This window comes from Citrobacter sp. Awk 2, assembly GCF_028069815.1.
Classification (GTDB): Bacteria; Pseudomonadota; Gammaproteobacteria; order Enterobacterales; family Enterobacteriaceae; genus Citrobacter.
Genome location: NZ_JANEWL010000007.1, coordinates 42,459 through 61,814 on the forward strand (window position 1 = coordinate 42,459; position 19,356 = coordinate 61,814).

General features: G+C 53.7%; 19 protein-coding genes and 1 riboswitch. Of the genes, 10 read left to right on the forward strand and 9 right to left on the reverse strand.

The window, feature by feature from the left end:
- Positions 1-102: 102 nt before the first annotated feature.
- Entirely contained in the window at positions 103-2,124 is a 2,022-nt protein-coding gene (gene uvrB / locus NNO02_RS03485; protein ID WP_271441251.1) for an excinuclease ABC subunit UvrB, read from the forward strand.
- A 151-nt stretch (positions 2,125-2,275) separates the two neighbouring features.
- On the opposite strand, the gene yvcK is transcribed toward uvrB, so the two are convergent.
- Positions 2,276-3,184, reverse strand: coding sequence for a uridine diphosphate-N-acetylglucosamine-binding protein YvcK (gene yvcK, locus NNO02_RS03490; protein WP_101741867.1), 909 nt, complete (start codon positions 3,182-3,184; stop codon positions 2,276-2,278).
- 289 nt (positions 3,185-3,473) lie between these two features.
- Positions 3,474-3,619: riboswitch (molybdenum cofactor riboswitch) on the forward strand.
- On the opposite strand from yvcK, the gene moaA reads away from it, so the two are divergent.
- From moaA to NNO02_RS03520, 6 genes are all read left to right on the forward strand, one after another.
- On the forward strand, positions 3,607-4,596 hold the full coding sequence (gene moaA, locus NNO02_RS03495; RefSeq protein WP_115602345.1) for a GTP 3',8-cyclase MoaA: 990 nt from the start codon (positions 3,607-3,609) through the stop codon (positions 4,594-4,596). It overlaps the preceding riboswitch by 13 nt.
- A 19-nt stretch (positions 4,597-4,615) precedes the next feature.
- A complete protein-coding gene (gene moaB, locus NNO02_RS03500; protein ID WP_271449725.1) occupies positions 4,616-5,128 on the forward strand; it encodes a molybdenum cofactor biosynthesis protein B in 513 nt (170 codons plus the stop codon).
- A 2-nt stretch (positions 5,129-5,130) separates the two neighbouring features.
- Positions 5,131-5,616 carry a cyclic pyranopterin monophosphate synthase MoaC gene (moaC, locus tag NNO02_RS03505; RefSeq protein ID WP_137384341.1) on the forward strand — a complete coding sequence of 162 codons (486 nt, stop codon included), beginning with the start codon at positions 5,131-5,133 and terminating at the stop codon, positions 5,614-5,616.
- Complete coding sequence (gene moaD, locus NNO02_RS03510; protein WP_271449724.1) at positions 5,609-5,854, forward strand: molybdopterin synthase sulfur carrier subunit; 246 nt, start codon at positions 5,609-5,611, stop codon at positions 5,852-5,854. Before moaC ends, moaD begins: the two co-directional genes overlap by 8 nt.
- Before the next feature lies 1 nt (position 5,855).
- The gene (gene moaE / locus NNO02_RS03515) at positions 5,856-6,308 is read left to right on the forward strand and encodes a molybdopterin synthase catalytic subunit MoaE (RefSeq protein WP_271441256.1); all 453 of its coding nucleotides are present in this window, start codon (positions 5,856-5,858) and stop codon (positions 6,306-6,308) included.
- A 41-nt stretch (positions 6,309-6,349) separates the two neighbouring features.
- Complete coding sequence (locus NNO02_RS03520) at positions 6,350-7,054, forward strand: Bax inhibitor-1/YccA family protein (RefSeq protein ID WP_137384338.1); 705 nt, start codon at positions 6,350-6,352, stop codon at positions 7,052-7,054.
- 144 nt (positions 7,055-7,198) lie between these two features.
- Here the strand turns inward: NNO02_RS03520 and clsB are convergent, their stop codons facing one another.
- Together clsB and NNO02_RS03530 are read right to left on the reverse strand one after the other, a co-directional pair.
- Positions 7,199-8,440: a cardiolipin synthase ClsB gene (gene clsB / locus NNO02_RS03525; protein WP_271454212.1), complete on the reverse strand. Its 1,242-nt coding sequence runs from the start codon at positions 8,438-8,440 to the stop codon at positions 7,199-7,201.
- Positions 8,437-9,198 carry an endonuclease/exonuclease/phosphatase family protein gene (locus NNO02_RS03530; RefSeq protein ID WP_271454213.1) on the reverse strand — a complete coding sequence of 254 codons (762 nt, stop codon included), beginning with the start codon at positions 9,196-9,198 and terminating at the stop codon, positions 8,437-8,439. The genes clsB and NNO02_RS03530 overlap by 4 nt, the downstream gene beginning before the upstream one ends.
- 191 nt (positions 9,199-9,389) lie before the next feature.
- Between NNO02_RS03530 and NNO02_RS03535 the strand changes: the two genes are divergently transcribed.
- A complete protein-coding gene (locus NNO02_RS03535) occupies positions 9,390-9,800 on the forward strand; it encodes a YbhQ family protein (RefSeq protein WP_048212208.1) in 411 nt (136 codons plus the stop codon).
- On the opposite strand, the gene NNO02_RS03540 is transcribed toward NNO02_RS03535, so the two are convergent.
- Genes NNO02_RS03540 through cecR form a run of 5 tightly spaced genes read right to left on the reverse strand, consistent with a single transcriptional unit; the run spans position 9,762 to position 15,403 of the window.
- Positions 9,762-10,868 (reverse strand): ABC transporter permease, encoded by a 1,107-nt coding sequence (locus NNO02_RS03540; RefSeq protein WP_271454214.1) that lies wholly within the window; start codon positions 10,866-10,868, stop codon positions 9,762-9,764. The genes NNO02_RS03535 and NNO02_RS03540 overlap by 39 nt on opposite strands.
- Positions 10,869-10,878: 10 nt before the next feature.
- Complete coding sequence (locus NNO02_RS03545) at positions 10,879-12,012, reverse strand: ABC transporter permease (protein ID WP_121584394.1); 1,134 nt, start codon at positions 12,010-12,012, stop codon at positions 10,879-10,881.
- Complete coding sequence (locus NNO02_RS03550) at positions 12,005-13,741, reverse strand: ATP-binding cassette domain-containing protein (RefSeq protein ID WP_271454215.1); 1,737 nt, start codon at positions 13,739-13,741, stop codon at positions 12,005-12,007. The genes NNO02_RS03545 and NNO02_RS03550 overlap by 8 nt, the downstream gene beginning before the upstream one ends.
- Positions 13,734-14,729, reverse strand: coding sequence for a secretion protein HlyD (gene hlyD, locus NNO02_RS03555; protein WP_271454216.1), 996 nt, complete (start codon positions 14,727-14,729; stop codon positions 13,734-13,736). The genes NNO02_RS03550 and hlyD overlap by 8 nt, the downstream gene beginning before the upstream one ends.
- Complete coding sequence (gene cecR / locus NNO02_RS03560) at positions 14,726-15,403, reverse strand: transcriptional regulator CecR (protein ID WP_271454217.1); 678 nt, start codon at positions 15,401-15,403, stop codon at positions 14,726-14,728. The genes hlyD and cecR overlap by 4 nt, the downstream gene beginning before the upstream one ends.
- A 220-nt stretch (positions 15,404-15,623) precedes the next feature.
- On the opposite strand from cecR, the gene rhlE reads away from it, so the two are divergent.
- Positions 15,624-16,967: an ATP-dependent RNA helicase RhlE gene (gene rhlE, locus NNO02_RS03565; protein ID WP_202039076.1), complete on the forward strand. Its 1,344-nt coding sequence runs from the start codon at positions 15,624-15,626 to the stop codon at positions 16,965-16,967.
- Positions 16,968-17,038: 71 nt separating this feature from the next.
- Here the strand turns inward: rhlE and NNO02_RS03570 are convergent, their stop codons facing one another.
- Complete coding sequence (locus NNO02_RS03570; RefSeq protein ID WP_271454218.1) at positions 17,039-17,773, reverse strand: GntR family transcriptional regulator; 735 nt, start codon at positions 17,771-17,773, stop codon at positions 17,039-17,041.
- Positions 17,774-17,975: 202 nt separating this feature from the next.
- Between NNO02_RS03570 and NNO02_RS03575 the strand changes: the two genes are divergently transcribed.
- Entirely contained in the window at positions 17,976-19,328 is a 1,353-nt protein-coding gene (locus NNO02_RS03575) for a class-II fumarase/aspartase family protein (protein WP_271454219.1), read from the forward strand.
- Positions 19,329-19,356: the final 28 nt, after the last annotated feature.

Here is a 19,356-nt window from a genome sequence, read left to right on the forward strand (position 1 = left end):
CTGGTGCGTTACTGTTTTTTCATCCAGTATATTTTACTGGCAAAATATACTGCTGCGAGTAAAATTACACACCTGCCCGCCCATTGCTTCAGGTAGCTGCTCATGAGTAAACCGTTCAAACTGAATTCCGCTTTTAAACCCTCTGGCGATCAGCCTGAGGCGATTCGTCGCCTGGAAGAAGGGCTGGAGGATGGTCTGGCGCATCAGACGCTGCTCGGGGTGACGGGGTCGGGGAAGACATTCACTATCGCCAACGTGATTGCGGACTTACAGCGTCCGACGATGGTGCTGGCCCCTAACAAGACCCTCGCAGCCCAGTTGTACGGCGAGATGAAAGAGTTCTTCCCGGATAACGCGGTGGAATATTTCGTTTCCTACTACGACTATTATCAGCCGGAAGCTTATGTCCCGAGCTCTGATACTTTTATCGAGAAAGATGCGTCGGTAAACGAACACATTGAACAGATGCGTTTGTCGGCGACCAAAGCCCTGCTTGAGCGGCGGGATGTGGTGGTTGTGGCCTCGGTTTCCGCGATCTACGGTCTGGGCGATCCGGATCTGTATCTGAAGATGATGTTGCACCTGACGGTGGGGATGATTATCGACCAGCGCGCGATCCTGCGCCGGCTTGCTGAGCTGCAATACACGCGTAACGATCAGGCATTCCAGCGCGGGACGTTCCGTGTGCGTGGTGAGGTGATCGACATCTTTCCGGCCGAATCTGACGATATCGCACTGCGCGTCGAGTTGTTTGATGAAGAAGTTGAGCGCTTATCGCTGTTCGACCCGCTAACCGGGCAGGTTGAATCCACGATTTCGCGCTTCACCATTTACCCGAAAACCCACTACGTGACGCCGCGCGAACGTATTGTGCAGGCAATGGAAGAAATTAAAGTCGAGCTGGCGGAGCGCCGCAAAATCCTGCTGGCGAATAACAAGCTGGTGGAAGAACAGCGTTTAAGCCAGCGTACGCAGTTCGATCTGGAAATGATGAACGAGCTGGGTTACTGCTCGGGTATTGAAAACTATTCACGCTATCTGTCCGGACGCGGTCCGGGCGAGCCGCCGCCGACGCTGTTTGATTACCTGCCCGCCGATGGCCTGTTGGTGGTGGATGAATCCCACGTTACGATTCCGCAAATTGGTGGGATGTACCGCGGCGACCGGGCACGAAAAGAGACGCTGGTTGAATATGGATTCCGTCTGCCGTCGGCGCTGGATAACCGTCCGCTGAAGTTTGAAGAGTTCGAGGCGCTGGCACCGCAAACCATTTATGTTTCAGCGACGCCGGGCAATTATGAGCTGGAGAAATCCGGTGATGATGTGGTCGATCAGGTGGTGCGACCCACCGGGCTGCTGGACCCGGTCATTGAAGTTCGTCCGGTCGCGACGCAGGTTGATGACCTGCTGTCTGAGATCCGCATTCGCGCGGCGATTAACGAACGCGTGCTGGTGACGACACTCACGAAACGGATGGCGGAGGATCTCACCGAATATCTCGAAGAACACGGCGAGCGGGTACGCTATTTGCACTCCGACATTGATACCGTCGAACGCATGGAAATCATTCGTGATTTGCGCCTGGGCGAGTTTGACGTGCTGGTGGGTATCAACCTGTTACGAGAGGGTCTGGACATGCCAGAGGTCTCCCTGGTGGCGATTCTGGATGCAGACAAAGAAGGGTTCCTGCGTTCGGAACGATCGCTTATCCAGACCATCGGTCGAGCCGCGCGTAACATCAACGGTAAAGCGATTCTCTACGGCGATAAAATTACCGCATCGATGGCGAAGGCCATTGGTGAAACCGAACGTCGTCGCGAGAAGCAGCAACTGTATAACGAAGAGCACGGTATTACGCCACAGGGGCTAAACAAGAAAGTCGTTGATATTCTGGCGTTGGGTCAGAATATTGCGAAGACCAAAGCGAAAGGTAAAGGGAAGTCGCGTGCTGGGGCGAAATCCGAGGTGGTTGAGCTGGATATGACGCCGAAAGCGTTGCAGCAGAAGATTCATGAGTTAGAAGGTCAGATGATGCAGCATGCGCAGAACCTTGAGTTCGAAGAGGCCGCGCAGATCCGTGACCAGTTGCATCAGTTGCGCGAGTTGTTTATCGCGGCATCGTAAGTGTGTGCCGGATGCGGGATAAACCCCTTATCCGGCCTACATGCGCACCTGTAGGCCTTATAAGCGCAGCGCATCAGGCAGAGTTTGGTGCCCGATGGCAGTGCAGCGCGTTTTGTAGGCCTGATAAGCGCAGCGCATCAGGCAAAGACGTTCACCCTAACGCCTGCACCGCTTTCTCCAGCGCGCTATGCAGCAACTGACGGTCATGACGATAGGGGATATCGCTGGCTTCCAGTTCATCCTGAATCACAATGCGGTCGGTCACGGCCGAAACATCGACTTTTGGCCCCACAATCACCGCATCAATCACTTTCTTACCAACATATTGCTCAATGATAGCCAGCTTATCGGCAAGGGTCAGGCTGGCGGCAGGCAGGCTAAGTTCGCGTCCCAGATTGCCGATATAAACCATTGGTGCCGGTGTACGACGCAATGCCTGCGCCATTTCGTCAAGCAGTAGTAGCGGCATCAGGCTGGTATAAAAACTCCCCGGTCCTATCAGGATCAGATCCGCTTCCGCGATGGTTTCAATCGCCTCTCGCGTGGCGGGAACTTTAGGTGAGAGCATTAATTCTTGCGGCAGGGTAGTGAGCTGGTCGATATTTACTTCGCCATACACTTCATGTCCCTGATCGTCGAGCGCCATCAGGTCCACCGGCAGTTCTGACATGGGAATTAAATGTGCATCAACTTTTAGCAGGCTGCGAATTAAATTGATGGCTTCCAGAGGCCGCACGCTGAGGTGATCGAGCGCCTTTAACATCAGATTTCCGAGGTTATGACCGGAAAGTTCGCCATTACCGCCAAAACGGTACTCAAACATCGCCGATGCAACGCTTGGTTGGGTAATTAATTGGTTAAGGCAGTTCCGCATGTCTCCCCAGGCAATACCGCCTTCTGAACGGCGAATTCGCCCCGTGGAACCGCCGTTATCGGTGGTCGTGACGATGCCCGTCAGGCGTGAACCTAAAGAGGAAAGTGACGACAGAACGCGTCCTAATCCATGCCCTCCGCCGAGAGCGACAACGCGATCCAGATCTGCCAGCGTACGAGTGCGCATAGTTATTCCTGATATCAATTGATCGGCGCTACAGTAACGTAAATAGCGTGTTTTCAGCAATTATCCAGTCGCCATCGGCAGAAAATAATTTTCTGCGATCTACCCCTTTCTGACGACATCGACCTGATAGCAAGATGATGTATATCAATGCAAAACCATGGTTTTTGCTTATTCTGTAGCGAAATTGCACGATCATGTCGCTATATACATATTTATACAGCGAAAGTGTACATGGCAAAAGTGTCATTTACACGCTAGTATCGGCATAACCACAATGTACTCGAAGCATGACGAGTATAAACACTCTAGCCTCTGCACCTGGGTCAAACGATACGGTGCTTTGGCCGTGACGATACGTGAATACGATTGTCACCAGGGCGCAGGAAGAAATGACTTCGCCTCCCGTATTTGGAAAGGTGTACATGGGCTCTCAACTTACCGATGCATTCGCGCGTAAGTTTTACTACTTGCGTTTGTCGATTACCGATGTGTGTAACTTTCGTTGCACCTACTGTCTGCCAGATGGCTATAAGCCAGGTGGTGTGACTAATAACGGCTTTTTGACCGTTGATGAAATTCGCCGCGTCACACGTGCGTTCGCCAGTCTGGGAACGGAAAAGGTGCGTCTGACAGGTGGCGAACCGTCACTGCGTCGCGATTTTACCGACATTATTGCTGCCGTACGTGAAAACGACGCGATTCGTCAGATTGCGGTAACCACCAATGGTTATCGTCTGGCGCGCGATGCTGCTGCATGGCGCGATGCCGGGCTGACGGCACTTAACGTCAGCGTCGACAGCCTCGATGCCCGTCAGTTTCACGCCATTACCGGGCAGGATAAGTTTCAGCAGGTGATGGCGGGGATTGACGCCGCCTTCGATGCCGGTTTTGAAAAAGTGAAAGTCAACACCGTGCTGATGCGCGATGTAAACCATCATCAACTGGACACCTTCCTGGCCTGGGTTCAACCGCGGCCAATTCAGCTACGTTTTATTGAACTGATGGAAACGGGTGAGGGCAGTTCTCTCTTCCGCAAACACCATATCTCCGGGCAGGTACTGCGCGATGAACTGCTTAAGCGCGGCTGGATCCACCAGTTACGCCAGCGCAGCGATGGTCCGGCTCAGGTTTTCTGTCATCCTGATTATGCCGGTGAAATTGGTCTGATCATGCCTTATGAGAAAGACTTTTGCGCCACCTGCAATCGCCTGCGTGTGTCATCCGTCGGTAAACTTCATCTGTGTTTATTTGGTGAAGGCGGGGTGAACTTGCGTGATTTGCTGACCGACGACGCCCAGCAGGCTGCGCTTGAAGAACGTATCTCTGCCGCGTTGCTGGAGAAAAAGCAGACCCATTTCCTGCATCAGAACAATACCGGTATTACGCAAAACTTATCTTACATTGGCGGCTGATCGCTAAAAGGAGTTTCTCATGAGTCAGGTAAGCGCTGAATTTATCCCGACACGCATTGCTATTCTTACCGTTTCCAACCGTCGTGGCGAAGAAGATGACACTTCCGGCCATTATCTGCGTGATTCGGCGCAAGAAGCGGGTCATCAGATTGTTGATAAGGCGATTGTCAAAGAGAACCGTTATGCGATTCGCGCCCTGGTTTCTGCGTGGATTGCCAGTGACGATGTGCAAGTGGTGCTCATTACCGGCGGTACCGGTTTAACCGAAGGCGATCAGGCACCGGAAGCGCTGCTGCCGCTGTTTGACAGAGAAGTCGAAGGCTTCGGCGAAGTATTTCGCATGCTCTCCTTTGAGGAGATTGGTACGGCGACGCTGCAGTCTCGTGCGGTTGCCGGGGTGGCAAATAAGACGCTGATTTTCGCCATGCCGGGGTCGACCAAAGCGTGTCGTACCGCCTGGGAAAATATTATTGCGCCGCAGCTCGATGCCCGTACACGTCCGTGTAACTTCCACCCACATTTGAAGAAATAAGTATGTCGCAATTAACCCATATTAATGCCGCTGGTGAAGCGCACATGGTGGATGTTTCTGCCAAAGCAGAGACGGTACGCGAGGCGCGAGCTGAAGCATTCGTGACCATGCGCAGTGAAACGCTGGCGATGATTATTGATGGCAGCCATCATAAAGGTGATGTTTTCGCTACGGCCCGCATTGCGGGTATTCAGGCGGCTAAACGCACCTGGGATCTGATCCCGCTGTGCCATCCGCTGATGCTCAGCAAGGTTGAAGTCAACCTGCAGGCCGAACCGGAACACAACCGTGTCCGCATCGAAACGCTATGTCGGCTGACGGGAAAAACCGGTGTTGAAATGGAAGCATTAACGGCGGCTTCCGTAGCGGCGTTGACCATTTACGACATGTGCAAAGCAGTACAAAAGGATATGGTGATTGGTCCGGTACGTCTGCTGGCAAAAAGCGGCGGCAAGTCGGGGGATTTTAAGGTGGATGCACATGATTAAGGTTCTTTTCTTTGCCCAGGTGCGAGAACTGGTTAACACCGATGCGCTAGAGGTGACAGCTGAATTTGCAACGGTAGAAGCACTGCGCCAGCATCTGGCAGGCAAAGGCGATCGTTGGGCACTGGCGCTGGAAGATGGCAAGCTGCTGGCGGCGGTAAACCAGACGCTGGTCAGCTTTGATCATCCTCTCAGGGCGGGTGATGAAGTGGCTTTCTTCCCGCCAGTGACCGGAGGCTAAAATGGCTGAAACGCGAATTGTTGTTGGGCATGCACCCTTCAGCGTCGGTGACGAATACCCCTGGCTTGCCGAGCGCGATGAAGACGGCGCGGTGGTCACCTTCACTGGTAAAGTCCGCAATCATAATCTGGGTGACAGCGTGCAAGCATTAACGCTGGAACACTATCCGGGGATGACTGAAAAAGCGCTGGCGGAAATCGTTGACGAAGCGCGTACGCGCTGGCCGTTAGGCCGGGTAACGGTGATCCATCGTATTGGCGAATTGTGGCCGGGCGATGAAATTGTTTTTGTCGGTGTGACCAGTGCACACCGTAGTAGCGCGTTTGATGCCGGGCAGTTCATTATGGATTACCTGAAAACGCGAGCGCCGTTCTGGAAACGTGAAGCCACGCCAGAAGGTGAACGTTGGGTCGACGCCCGCGACAGCGATAAGCAAGCAGCAAAACGCTGGTAGAGTACAATTGGTTTAGGCACATACTGACTCAGGAGATTGTCATGGACCGATTCCCACGATCCGATTCTATTGTGCAGGCCCGTTCCGGTCTGCAAACCTACATGGCGCAGGTCTACGGCTGGATGACCTGTGGGTTGTTACTGACGGCGTTTATTGCATGGTATGCGGCGAATACGCCTGCGGTGATGATGTTTGTCTTTTCCAGCAAAATTACCTTCTTTGGGCTGATCATTGCACAACTGGCGCTGGTATTTGTCCTGTCGGGAATGGTGCAAAAGCTCAGTGCCGGAATGGCAACGACGCTGTTTATGCTCTATTCGGCGTTAACCGGGCTGACGCTATCGAGTATTTTTATCGTTTATACCTACTCGTCTATCGCCAGTACCTTCGTGGTCACCGGCGGGATGTTCGGTATCATGAGCCTGTACGGATACACCACTAAACGCGATCTCAGCGGCTTGGGTAACATGCTGTTTATGGCGTTAATTGGTATCGTTCTGGCCTCGTTGGTTAACTTCTGGCTGAAGAGCGAAGCGCTGATGTGGGCGGTGACCTACATTGGGGTGATCGTGTTTGTCGGCCTGACGGCCTACGATACGCAAAAGCTGAAAAACATCGGTGAGCAGATCGACTTGCGTGATAGTTCGAATCTGCGCAAGTATGCGATCCTCGGCGCGTTAACGCTGTATCTGGACTTCATCAACCTGTTCCTGATGTTGCTGCGTATCTTCGGCAATCGTCGATAATGCTTGTCGCCGGATGGCGCTGCGCCTGTCCGGCCTTGAAAGTAGGCCGGATAAGGCGTTAAGCCGCATCCGGCACTAAAGTCATGATGATTTAGCCATCGCCTCCTCGTTTGATACCCGCAACTTTTTCACCCGACGTCGCCATCAGTTTTTTCCTCCTGCATCCCCGGTTTGAATGCGATCTTGTGTTTCGAGCGCGGGTTGTGCCGACGGCTCCACTTCAGTCAGGCGTGGAGTGTGTGCCGGTAGCCAACCGACCAGTGCCGGGAAGTGGCGTAAAAAGTGAAATGCCAATACGCTTTTGGTCAGGTTCCACCAGGTACGTTTTGGCAGCATGGATTCGTCAACCCGCTTGCAGTCCTGCGCAATAATAGGGTTCAGGTTGTCGCGCAGTATCTGATTAAAAGCACGGTCATGAATAATGAGATTGGCTTCCAGATTCAGCGACAGACTGAGCGGGTCAAGATTGCTGGAGCCGACGGTAGCCCAGTGATCGTCCATCAGCGCCACTTTGCCATGCAGCGGCTTGCGGTGATATTCGTAAACGTGGACGCCCCCTTTGACCAGATAGTTATACAGCAGCCGGGCACCCACTTTCACAATGGGTATATCAGGCTCGCCCTGAACGATGAGTTTTACCCGTACGCCGCGTCGCGCCGCTTTACGTAGTGCATGCAACAGACGATAACCGGGGAAGAAATAGGCATTGGCAATAATCACTTCCCGCTTTGCCTGCGCGAGCATTTTCAAATAATGGCGTTCAATATCATCGCGATGTTCCTCGTTATCACGCCAGACGAACAGCACCTGCGCTTCACCGGGGCGATGATTTTCGACGGCCCGGTGATGCCGCCGCCACCAGCGGCGTACGGCGCTTTGTCCCGGCAGGCTCTCCAGCACGAAGGTAAGAATATCGACCACAATCGGGCCTTCAACACGCACAGCGTAATCTTGCTTGGCTTCCGGCCCGTAGTCAGACATGTGTTCGGCGGAGTAATTAATGCCGCCAACGAAGGCGATGCGATCGTCAATGACCACAATTTTGCGATGCATCCGTCGAAACAGATTGGTGCGCATCCCGAACAGACGTGGGCGCGGATCGTAATAACGGAAAACAATACCCGCCGCGGTTAACTCTTCAACAAAGCTGTCGCTAAGATCCGGCGAGCCGTAGCCATCCAGCAGCACCTCCGCTTTGATTCCTCGCTGGGCAGCGCCGAGTAACGCGGCATGTAGCTGTTTCCCTACCGCATCTTCAAACCAGATAAAGGTCTCCAGAATGATTTTTTGCTCCGCCTGTTCAATCGCGTGAAATACGGCGGGATAGTACTGATCGCCGTTTTCCAGTAGCTGAATTTGATTGCCTTCACGCCAGCCAGTTTTCATACACGAATCTCCGCGCTCAGGGGGGCATGATCGGACAAATGTCGCCAGTGTCGCAGCGCCAGCGCGGTTGGCATACTGGCGTTAGCATTTTTTACATAGATCCTGTCGAGGCGCAGTAGAGGACATCGCACCGGGAACGTTCGTGCCGGGCGACCGTGAGCGCGAGTAAAAATCTCGTCAAGACCGGCCTGGCTCTTCAACGGATAATTCGCCTGCTGTCGCCAGTCGTTAAAATCGCCAGCAACCACCACGGGGTCCGTGTCGGGCAGGGCATTGACCCAATTTGCCAGCATGCTGAGCTGTGCCTGGCGATGGGCTTCACGTAAACCGAGGTGGACGCACATCACATGAATCGGGCGGGAAAGCATCGGCGGCACAATGCGGCAGTAAAGCACACCACGCTTTTCACTCGTGCCAACGGATACATCACGGTTTTCATAATGTTCAATGGGGTAACGCGATAGCACGGCGTTGCCGTGATGCCCCTGTGGATACACGGCATTGCGCCCGTAGGCGAAATCGCTCCACATGCTGTCGGCCAGAAACTCGTAGTGGCTGGTATCCGGCCAGTTTTCTATCTGCAGTGCGTGTACGTCGTGAGCGCCCAGCACTTCCTGCAGGCACACAATATCTGCGCCAACTGCCCTGACGGCATCCCGCAGCTCGGGCAAAATAAAGCGTCTGTTAAAGGCGGTGAAACCCTTGTGAGTATTAATGGTGAGCACATTGAATGAAAATCGGTCTGCGGATTCGCTCATGATTCTCCCGTTGGCGTCACTTTCCTGACTCTCTCCGTCATCCTTCGGGATGCGGGGGTTTTGACCGTATCGCGAATTCTGTGGCGAAATAAATAGTGTAGTCGCCGTCACAAAAAGATGCGGTGTTGCGGAATTTTCCGTAAAGTCCGGTACTCTGAATAATTAGTTAAAAATCCTTCAGGAGAAAAGCCATGAGGTGGCAACAACGTGTTCGTGTCGCAACGGGTCTAAGTTGCTGGCAGATTGTGTTGCATTTACTGGTAGTGGCGTTGCTGGTAATGGGCTGGATGAGCGGCAAGTTGGTGCACGTCGGCCTGGGATTATGCGTCGTGTATGGCGTAACGGTTATCTTAATGCTGGCATTGCAACGTCACCATGAACAGCGCTGGCGTGATGTGGCTGACGTGCTGGAAGAACTGACGACCACGTGGTATTTCGGTGCGGCAATGATCGTACTGTGGCTGCTGTCGCGTGTGCTGCAAAACAACGTGTTACTGGCGCTGGCGGGGCTGGCGATCCTTGCCGGACCCGCAGTGGTCTCGCTGTTGGCGAAAGACAAAAAGTTACATCACTTTGCGTCTAAACATCGCATACGCCGCTGAGCCTGTTGTGGCCGCTATTACCAATAGCGGCCACAAACTTCCCCAGACAATCTTCAGACTCGCATCCTTCAGGTAAATCTGTTTTGTGATGTCCGTAAAGTGACGGATCGGGTTTATCCACGTCAGGTTTTGTAACCATACCGGCATATTTTCGACCGGAGAGACATATCCGGACAGCAAAATCGCCGGCATCATAAAGACAAAGACGCCGATAAATGCCTGCTGCTGTGTCGCGCACAATGACGAAATCAGCAAGCCAAATCCCACCAGCGATAACCCGTAAATCACCATGGTGAAGTAGAACAAACCCAGTGAACCGGCAAACGGGATGTGATAGGCCCAGATGCCGATGGCCAGTACGATGGTGGCCTGAAAGGTGGCAACAATCAGTGCGGGCACCGCTTTACCGATGAAAATCTGCCAGGTTGTCAGTGGGGAAACCAGCAGTTGATCAAGTGTGCCCTGTTCGCGTTCACGAGCGACCGACAGTGAGGTGACGATCATCACGCCGATGGTGGTGATCATAGCGATCAGCGACGGAACTACGAACCATTTGTAATCCAGATTGGGGTTATACCAGTTACGCACGACCAGCTCGCTGTTGTTCGGTTTTGGCTTGCCGTCCATCAGCTCCTGCTGATACTCCTTAACGATCTGCTGCAGATAATTCGCGGCAATCTGCGCGCTGTTGGAGTTGCGCCCATCGAGAATGAGCTGCATGGGCGCCTGCTGGAAAGTATCCAGATTACGCGAGAAGTCTGCCGGGAAGCGCACCAGCAACAGTGCTTTTTGCGTGTCGATGGTGGGTTGGATTTCCTGTGGGCTTTTTAGCAGCAGAATATGGGTAAAGGCGCTGGCACGGGCAAAACGCTGGGTTAATTCCACCGAATGTTTACCGTTATCTTCGTTATAGATAGCGATAGTGGCGTTAGTGACTTCCAGTGTTGCGGCGAACGGGAACAGAATGACCTGAATCAGTACCGGTAAAATTAAAATGGCCCGCGTCTGCGGCTCACGCAGCAGCGATTGCAGCTCTTTGCGAATTAATGTCCATAAGCGATGAAACATGCCAGTCCCCTTAATCCAGCCGACGTTTGGTTTTAAGCCACGTCAGGCCAATAAACATCACCGCCGAAGCGATTAAAAACAACACGTTGATAATCAGCACCACCGGAATATTTCCCGCCAGAAACAGGCTTTGCAGGGTGCTGACGAAATAGCGTGCGGGAATAATGTAAGTCACCGCGCGGATAATCGCCGGCATGCTATCTATCTGGAAGATAAATCCCGACAACATAATTGAGGGCAGGAAGGCGGCGTTTAGCGCCACCTGTGCGGCGTTAAACTGATTGCGAGTGATGGTGGAAATCAGTAAACCCATACCGAGTGTGCTGAGCAGAAACAGGCTGGTAATAAAAAACAGGATCAGCAACGAACCGCGATACGGCACGCCCAGAATAAATACCGAAACCAACATGCACAGCAACATCGCCAGCATGCCAAGAAAGTAATAGGGGATAAGCTTACACAGCAGCAGTTCGACGCGGGTGACTTCGGTAGACAGCAGCGCTTCCATGGTGCCACGTTCCCACTCACGCGCCACCACAAGCGAAGTGAGGATCGCGCCAATGACCGTCATAATGATAGTGACCGCCCCAGGAATAATAAAATGCTGGCTGATGGCCGCCGGGTTAAACCAGTACCGAGTCTGCACATCGATCAGTGGCTCGAACGATTCACCGCGGTCTTCCGCCCGTTGCTTTTGCCAAATCTGCCAAATACCTTCGACATAACCCTGCACAAAGTTAGCCGTGTTTGGCTCACTGCCGTCGGTGATGACCTGAATGGGCGCTACGTCGTTGGGGCGCGCCATCTGTTGGGCAAAATCTACCGGGATCACCACCAGGCCGCGAATGCGTCCGGCCTGCATTTTCTCAATCAATTCCTGACGGTTATCGCTGATGGTGGCATCAATATAGGGCGAGCCGGTCATGGTATGGGTAAAGTCCAGCGCCTCTTTGCTTTGCTGTTCAAGCAAAATCCCCACCCGCAGCTTGCTGGAGTCGAGGTTGATCCCGTAGCCGAAGATAAACAGCAGCAGTAGCGGGATCACTACCGCAATTAGCCAGCTACTGGGATCGCGGACGATCTGGCGTGTTTCTTTCACGCACAACGCCCGCACGCGCCGCCAGGAGAGAGAGTGGCTACTCATGCGTATGCTCCTTATCCCAGTCATTGATAAGCGTAATAAACGCCTGCTCCATAGTCGGGTCCGGCGTGTCGCTATCGGCTGCTTGTGCTTTCAGGTCATCAGGTGTGCCGCTGGCAATCAGCTTGCCGCGATACACCAGCCCGATACGGTCACAGTATTCCGCCTCGTCCATAAAGTGGGTGGTGACCATCACCGTAACCCCTTTCTCTACCATGCTGTTGATATGCAGCCAGAACTCCCGACGGGTGAGGGGATCGACCCCGGAAGTGGGTTCATCAAGGAACAGGATATCGGGTTCATGCATCAGCGAGCAGGCCAGTGCCAGGCGCTGCTTAAAGCCCAGCGGCAGATCGTCGGTGGCGTGAGACGCGATGCTTTTCAGGCCGAATGCCTCGCTCATACTCCCAATTTTGTCTTTCTGCGCACGGCCGCGCAGACCGTAGACCCCGGAGAAAAAGCGCAGATTCTGCTCAACCGTCAGGTTGCCGTACAGGGAGAATTTTTGCGCCATATAACCCAGATGCTGGCGCGCTTTGCCGGAGCTGACTTTCAGATCCATATCCAGCACCAGCGCTTTGCCGGAGGTGGGGACCAGCAGGCCGCACATCATTTTAAAGGTGGTGGATTTACCGGCACCGTTCGGCCCAAGCAGGCCAAAAATCTCACCACGTTGTACGGCAAAATCCACATGATCGGTGGCCGCAAAATCACCAAATTTCTTGGTCAGTGCTTTAGCTTCGATCACCGTTTCACCAGGCGTTCCTTCCACCGTATGCAGGATCGCGCCCAGTGGGGATTCCGACGTACCAGCCCCCCCCAGTAAATCAATGAAGGCATCCTCGAAGCGGGGAGTCGTTTCGCTGATGTTAATCTCCGGCATCCCGTCCGCCCGACGAATATCGTCCGCAGTGGCTGCTTTTTTCAGGATCAAACGTACCGATTTCCCCTGAATCATCCCGTCGCTGACCTGCGGTAGTTTTAATGCCCGCTGCAGCAACCGACGGTTGTTTTCCTGCGGACTGCTCATCAGGAAACTGCGGCCCGCCATGGTTTGCGTCAGTTGCGTCGGTTCGCCCTGATACAACAGTTCGCCTTCGTTCATCAGCAGCACATCGCGGCACTGCTCTGCTTCATCCAGATACGAGGTACTCCAGAGGATCAGCATGCCGTCCCCGGCCAGTTCGTGCACCATTTGCCACAGTTCACGACGGGAGATGGGATCGACGCCGACACCCGGCTCATCAAGCAACAATACTTTGGGCTCGCCGACCAGCGTACAGGCCAGCCCCAGCTTCTGTTTCATCCCACCGGAAAGTTTGCCAGCCAGACGCCCGGTAAATGGCCCCAACGAGGTAAATTCCAGCAGGCGGGCAAACGTTTTTTCTCGCGCTTCGCCGGTGACACTGCGCAAATCGGCATAGAGATTGAGGTTCTCCATGACGGTTAAATCTTCATACAGGCCAAATTTCTGCGGCATATAGCCCAGTACCGCATGCAGCGCACTGTCGTCCTTGATGGGGTCGAAGCCGATCACTGTGGCGCTGCCGTCATCAGGTTTTAACAGACCCGCAAGCATCCGCATTAGCGTGGTTTTCCCGGCACCATCAGGCCCGACAAGCCCGGTAACGTAGCCTGCATGAATGGTGCAGTCGAGTGGGGCGACTGCCGGTTTTTCCATCCCGGCAAAGCGTTTCGTCAGACCATTCAGCGTAATGACGGCGTCATTCATGCCGCGCCTCGGTACCGAATTTTACCGTCACCGGCATTCCCTGGCGTAGCGCGTCGTCTGCGTCGGTCACGACAATACGCAGACGGTAAACCAGGTCAGTACGCAGGTCCGGGGTTTCCACCGTTTTCGGGGTAAATTCTGCAGTAGGTGACACGAAGCCAATTTTACCGTGATACGGTTTGTCCGGCCGACCGTCGGTGTAGAGCAAAATTTCACGTCCCGGCTGCGCCTGGCTCAGATTACGCTCGTCAACATAGGCGCGCACCCAGACCGGGCGGGTGAGCGACAGCGTCAGTACCGTACCGCCTGCGCTTAGCATACTGCCGGGTTCGACCGCACGGGTAAGCAGCGTACCGTCAGACGGTGAGGTTAGTGTGGTGTCATGCAAATTAAGCTCAGCCTGTGCCAGCTCAGCCTGAGCCTGTTCGAGTGTGGCTTTTGCCTGCGCAATATCCTGCACACGGTTACCGCTGCGATATTGCGTGAGTTTATCTTGCGCGGATTTTAACGATGCCAGCGCCTGGTCACGCGATGAACGGGCATTTTCCAGATCGTTGGCGGAGATGGTGCGACTTTTCCACAATCCTACCTGTCGATTATAAAAATTCTGCGCGTAATCATAAGCCGCCTGCGCCTGTTTTACCGCCGCGGCAGTTTGCGCGATTTCTTCTTCCCGATAACCTGCCAGCATCAGGTCGTACTGTGCCTGGGCGGCGGCAACATTGGCTTTTGCCTGCATCAGCGCGTTCTCATACGGGGCGTGATCCAGTTCGCCCAGCACCTGGCCTGCGGTAATGGCATCGCCTTCGTCAACCGCCAGCGAGGCCAGTCGACCACCGACGCGAAAACTCAGGTTGACGCTACGGATGTCGACGTTGCCGTACAGCGTCAGGCCGTTATCTTGCCGACTTTGATACCACCACGTTCCACCGGCAATCACGGCAACGAGGGCCGCGATAACCAGCCCAAGAACGACAGGTTTTTTCATGACTCCAGACTCCTTTGCGTTAAACCTTGCAGAATAAGATCGATATGACAGGTGACGGTTTGGTAAATCAGCGCGGTTTTATCCTCATCAAATTGTGACCAGCCCGTACGTAACAGAATCGTTTCTTTACCCAGGCGAAAGGCCAGCACTTCGCCAAGTATGGCGTGGGTGTGCAGGATCATTTGGGTATCATGGACATCGCAGCCAGTATAGGCGGCGATCAGGCGTGTCAGGTGGGTATGCAGTGGATCGATAACCTGGTCATGCACCAGTTGATACGCGGCGGTAGGGGAAAGCTGCTCGCGTGAAATAAATTTGCTCAGGTTAACCGTGTCGTCCTGGGTTAACAGCATGATCATATTTTTGCAGGCGCGCAGGATAAGTTCGCGCATCGCGGCCCGGTCTGGCTTTGGCTGAGCAAACAGTCGCTCTGCTTCCTCCGCGTGAGGGCGAAACTGCGAGCCGATAAAATCAGCAATCCACTGGGCACAGGCGAGATATAAATCCTCTTTTGAGCCAAAATAGTAGGTGATGGCCGCAATGTTTTGTCCGGCCTGAGCCGCAATATCACGCGTAGTGGCATGCAGGCCGTACTCGCCAAATTGCGCCAGTGCGGCGGCAATGAGCTGATTTTTCGCCTGTTCACCTTTGGTTGTCATGGTGGGTGTATTCATTGCGCGACTCTGAACTTAATCAATCGATTGATTAAGATTATGACTCATACGTCACCTTGTCCAGTCTGTCGACGTATTTTCCGTGGGCGGGAAATTTATGCGGTATATCACAAAAACTGCTACACTCCGCCCCTTCATGACATTGTGGTTTTTGTCATCTCTATTATATGTATCTCCCTGAAAACGACACCGGTAACGGTCAGGGTGGTTCGGAGTTGTTATGTCTTTTGATTCCCTTGGTTTAAACCCTGATATTTTACGTGCCGTTGCCGAGCAGGGTTACCGTGAACCTACCCCTATTCAGCAGCAGGCGATCCCTGCCGTGCTGGAAGGCCGCGATCTGATGGCCAGCGCCCAGACCGGCACGGGTAAAACGGCAGGTTTTACCCTGCCACTGTTACAACATCTCATTACCCATCAGCCGCATGGCAAAAGCCGTCGTCCGGTACGTGCGCTGATCCTCACGCCAACCCGCGAACTGGCGGCTCAGATTGGCGAAAACGTGCGTGATTACAGTAAGTATCTGAATATTCGTTCGCTGGTGGTTTTTGGCGGCGTCAGCATTAACCCGCAGATGATGAAACTGCGCGGTGGTGTGGATGTACTGATTGCAACGCCAGGGCGTTTGCTCGATCTGGAACACCAAAATGCGGTGAAGCTGGACCAGGTTGAGATCCTGGTGCTGGATGAAGCTGACCGCATGCTGGATATGGGCTTTATCCATGATATTCGTCGCGTACTGGCTAAACTGCCGGCAAAACGTCAGAACCTGCTGTTCTCGGCTACGTTCTCTGACGACATTAAATCGTTGGCCGAAAAACTGCTGCACAACCCGCTGGAAATTGAAGTGGCGCGTCGTAATACCGCGTCAGAGCAGGTGACTCAGCATGTGCATTTCGTGGATAAAAAACGTAAACGTGAACTGCTGTCGCAGATGATTGGTCAGGGTAACTGGCAGCAGGTGCTGGTATTTACCCGTACTAAACACGGCGCAAACCATCTGGCAGAACAGCTGAACAAAGACGGTATTCGCAGTGCGGCGATCCACGGCAATAAATCTCAGGGGGCGCGTACGCGTGCGCTGGCTGACTTTAAATCCGGGGATATTCGTGTGCTGGTGGCGACCGACATTGCAGCGCGCGGGCTGGATATCGAAGAGTTGCCGCATGTTGTGAACTACGAGTTGCCAAACGTACCGGAAGATTACGTGCACCGTATTGGCCGTACCGGCCGTGCGGCGGCAACCGGTGAAGCGTTGTCGCTGGTGTGCGTTGATGAACACAAGTTGCTGCGCGATATCGAGAAACTGCTGAAAAAAGAGATCCCGCGTATTGCGATCCCGGGCTATGAGCCAGACCCGTCAATCAAAGCTGAGCCGATCCAGAACGGACGTCAGCAGCGTGGCGGCGGTGGTCGTGGTCAGGGTGGTGCGGGTCGTGGGCAGCAGCCGCGTCGTCAGGATGGCGGTGCGCCAAAAGCGAAACCGCGTAGCAGCGAAGGCAAACCGGCGGGCGATAAGCCTCGTCCGCCACGTCGTCCGCGCAAACCTTCGTCTGCACAGTAAGTTACGTTACCGGATGGCAGCGTAAACATGTTATCCGGCCTGCCTGTCGCGTAGGTCGGATACGCAATGCATCATTCCCCAGAACTTTGTGATTTCAGTACGATTGAGCAGGTATAGCGTCCTGCCGGATGAATCGAAATCGTCGTTTCAAATACCTTTCCTTCCCTGTCCAGATAGCGACGCACAATTCTCATCGCCGGAGAATCAGGTGCGACGTTAAGGATTTTTGCTATTTTCCTGGGCACGCCGACGGCTGTAATCGTCTGGTGAACTTCATGGCTTTTAATGCCGTAGTGCGTTTCGATCAAATCGCTAATTAACGAGTGCGGATCGTCGCGGATGTACGTGCGCAGCTTGGCGTAATCCGTACTAGCGTAACTGTCGGTCCAGCAGATTGGTGCATCCGGGTTCTGCGCATCTTCACGGGTACTGGCAATGTGCAGCCAGCGGAAACCTGGCGGGCAACCAATCATCTGGGAAAGCTCAATATCCGCCACAATCTCGTCGATTTTCTTAATCACGCGCAGGTTGTTTTTTGCCAGCAGTAACAGATCTTCCAGATGCGATAGCGGGTGATTAACACCGTTTGCCTGTGGTTCGCAAACGCGAGTTCCTGCACCTTTACGCCGTGAAATCAGCCCTTGTTCTGTTAATTCCCTCAACGCCTCTCTTATGGTGTGGCGGCTGACCTGCCACGTTTCACACAGCTCCATTTCTGTGGGAAACAGCGAGCCGGGAGCAAAGGTACCCACCGAAATTTGCTGTGCCAGTTCACGTGCTATTCGCTTGTACAGAGATTCTTTCATCGCGGTTTCATCAAAAAATTAATGATCTTCATCACAAAAATATGTACGGACTATTCCATACATTCCTCATGAATACTATAAATGTCCGTACATTTAAATGTACGGACATTTGATTATGTCTGGACATTGTGGCGGTCTTTGTTTATCCAACAAACGACCCGAAACACGCATCTTATCATTATCAGATTTTCCAGGGGGATTTATGGCTTCGAATGTACTTGATTCTGTTCTGTTCAGGGATTCTTTCGGCACACCGGCGATGCGCGCGGTGTTTGACGATCGCGAGCTGGTACGCAAATACGTGGAAGTGGAAGTGGCCTTAGCCAAAGCCCAGGCACGCTGCGGTGTGATACCCGAGGCTGCGGCGCAGGAAATCGCCGAGAAATGTAATGCCGATACGCTTGATTTCGATTTGCTGCGCCATGAAACCGAGATTGTGGGTTATCCCATCCTGCCGTTGGTACACCAAATTTCGAAACAAGCCGGGGAATCTGGTGGCTATGTGCACTGGGGCGCAACCACGCAGGACATCATGGACACCGCGGTTGTTCTGCAAATTCGTGATGCGTTTGCGTTAATTGAAACCGATATGGACAAACTTCGTGCGACGCTCGCTGACCTCGCGCGCCGTTACCGCGATACACCAATGGCAGGAAGAACCCATTTGCAGCAAGCGTTGCCGGTGACCTTTGGTTATAAAGCGGCTATTTGGCTGGATATGTTCGAACGTCACGCTGAACGTCTTGCCCAGGCGCGTCCACGTGTACTGGTTGGCGAATTTGCGGGGGCGGCCGGTACGCTGGCATCGCTGGGGGATAAAGGTCTGGCGGTACAAAAAGCCATGATGGAAGAGTTAGGGCTCAATGTACCGACCTCCACCTGGCACGTTGCACGTGATGGTTTTGCAGAAGCCGTAAACCTGCTGGCGGTGATGACCGGTTCGCTGGGCAAAATTGCGTATGACGTGATGCTGATGGCATCAAACGAGTTTGGTGAGCTGTATGAACCGTTTGTCAAAGGCCGCGGAGCCAGCAGTACTATGCCGCAGAAACGTAACCCTATTTCCAGCGAGTTGATGCTGGCCTGTGCGAAAGGCGTACGTCAGCAAGCGGGACTGATGTTGGATGCGATGGTGCAAGATCTGGAGCGGGCGACCGGGCCGTGGCATGCGGAATGGATTGCTATCCCGGAAAGTTTCGTCCTCAGCGCCGGGGCATTGCATCAGGCCAACTTTATGCTAGCGGGGCTGGTGGTTGATGAGGCTGCGATGAAACGTAACCTCGGCATGACCAACGGACTGATTGTGGCTGAAGCGGTCATGATGGGACTGGCACCGTATATCGGTCGTCAGGATGCGCATGATGTCGTGTATGACGCCTGCCGTATCGTCAATGAACACGGGGGGCGACTGGCGGATGTGCTGAATGCGATGCCATCCGTCTCTGAACGACTGGATCCGCAGTTGATTGAAGAACTGACCGACCCGGCGAATTACCTGGGAATGGCTCCTGCAATGGTCGATCAGGTGCTGGCCAAATATCTGTCGCAGAAATGATGGTTCTCGGGTTAACGGAATAAGGATA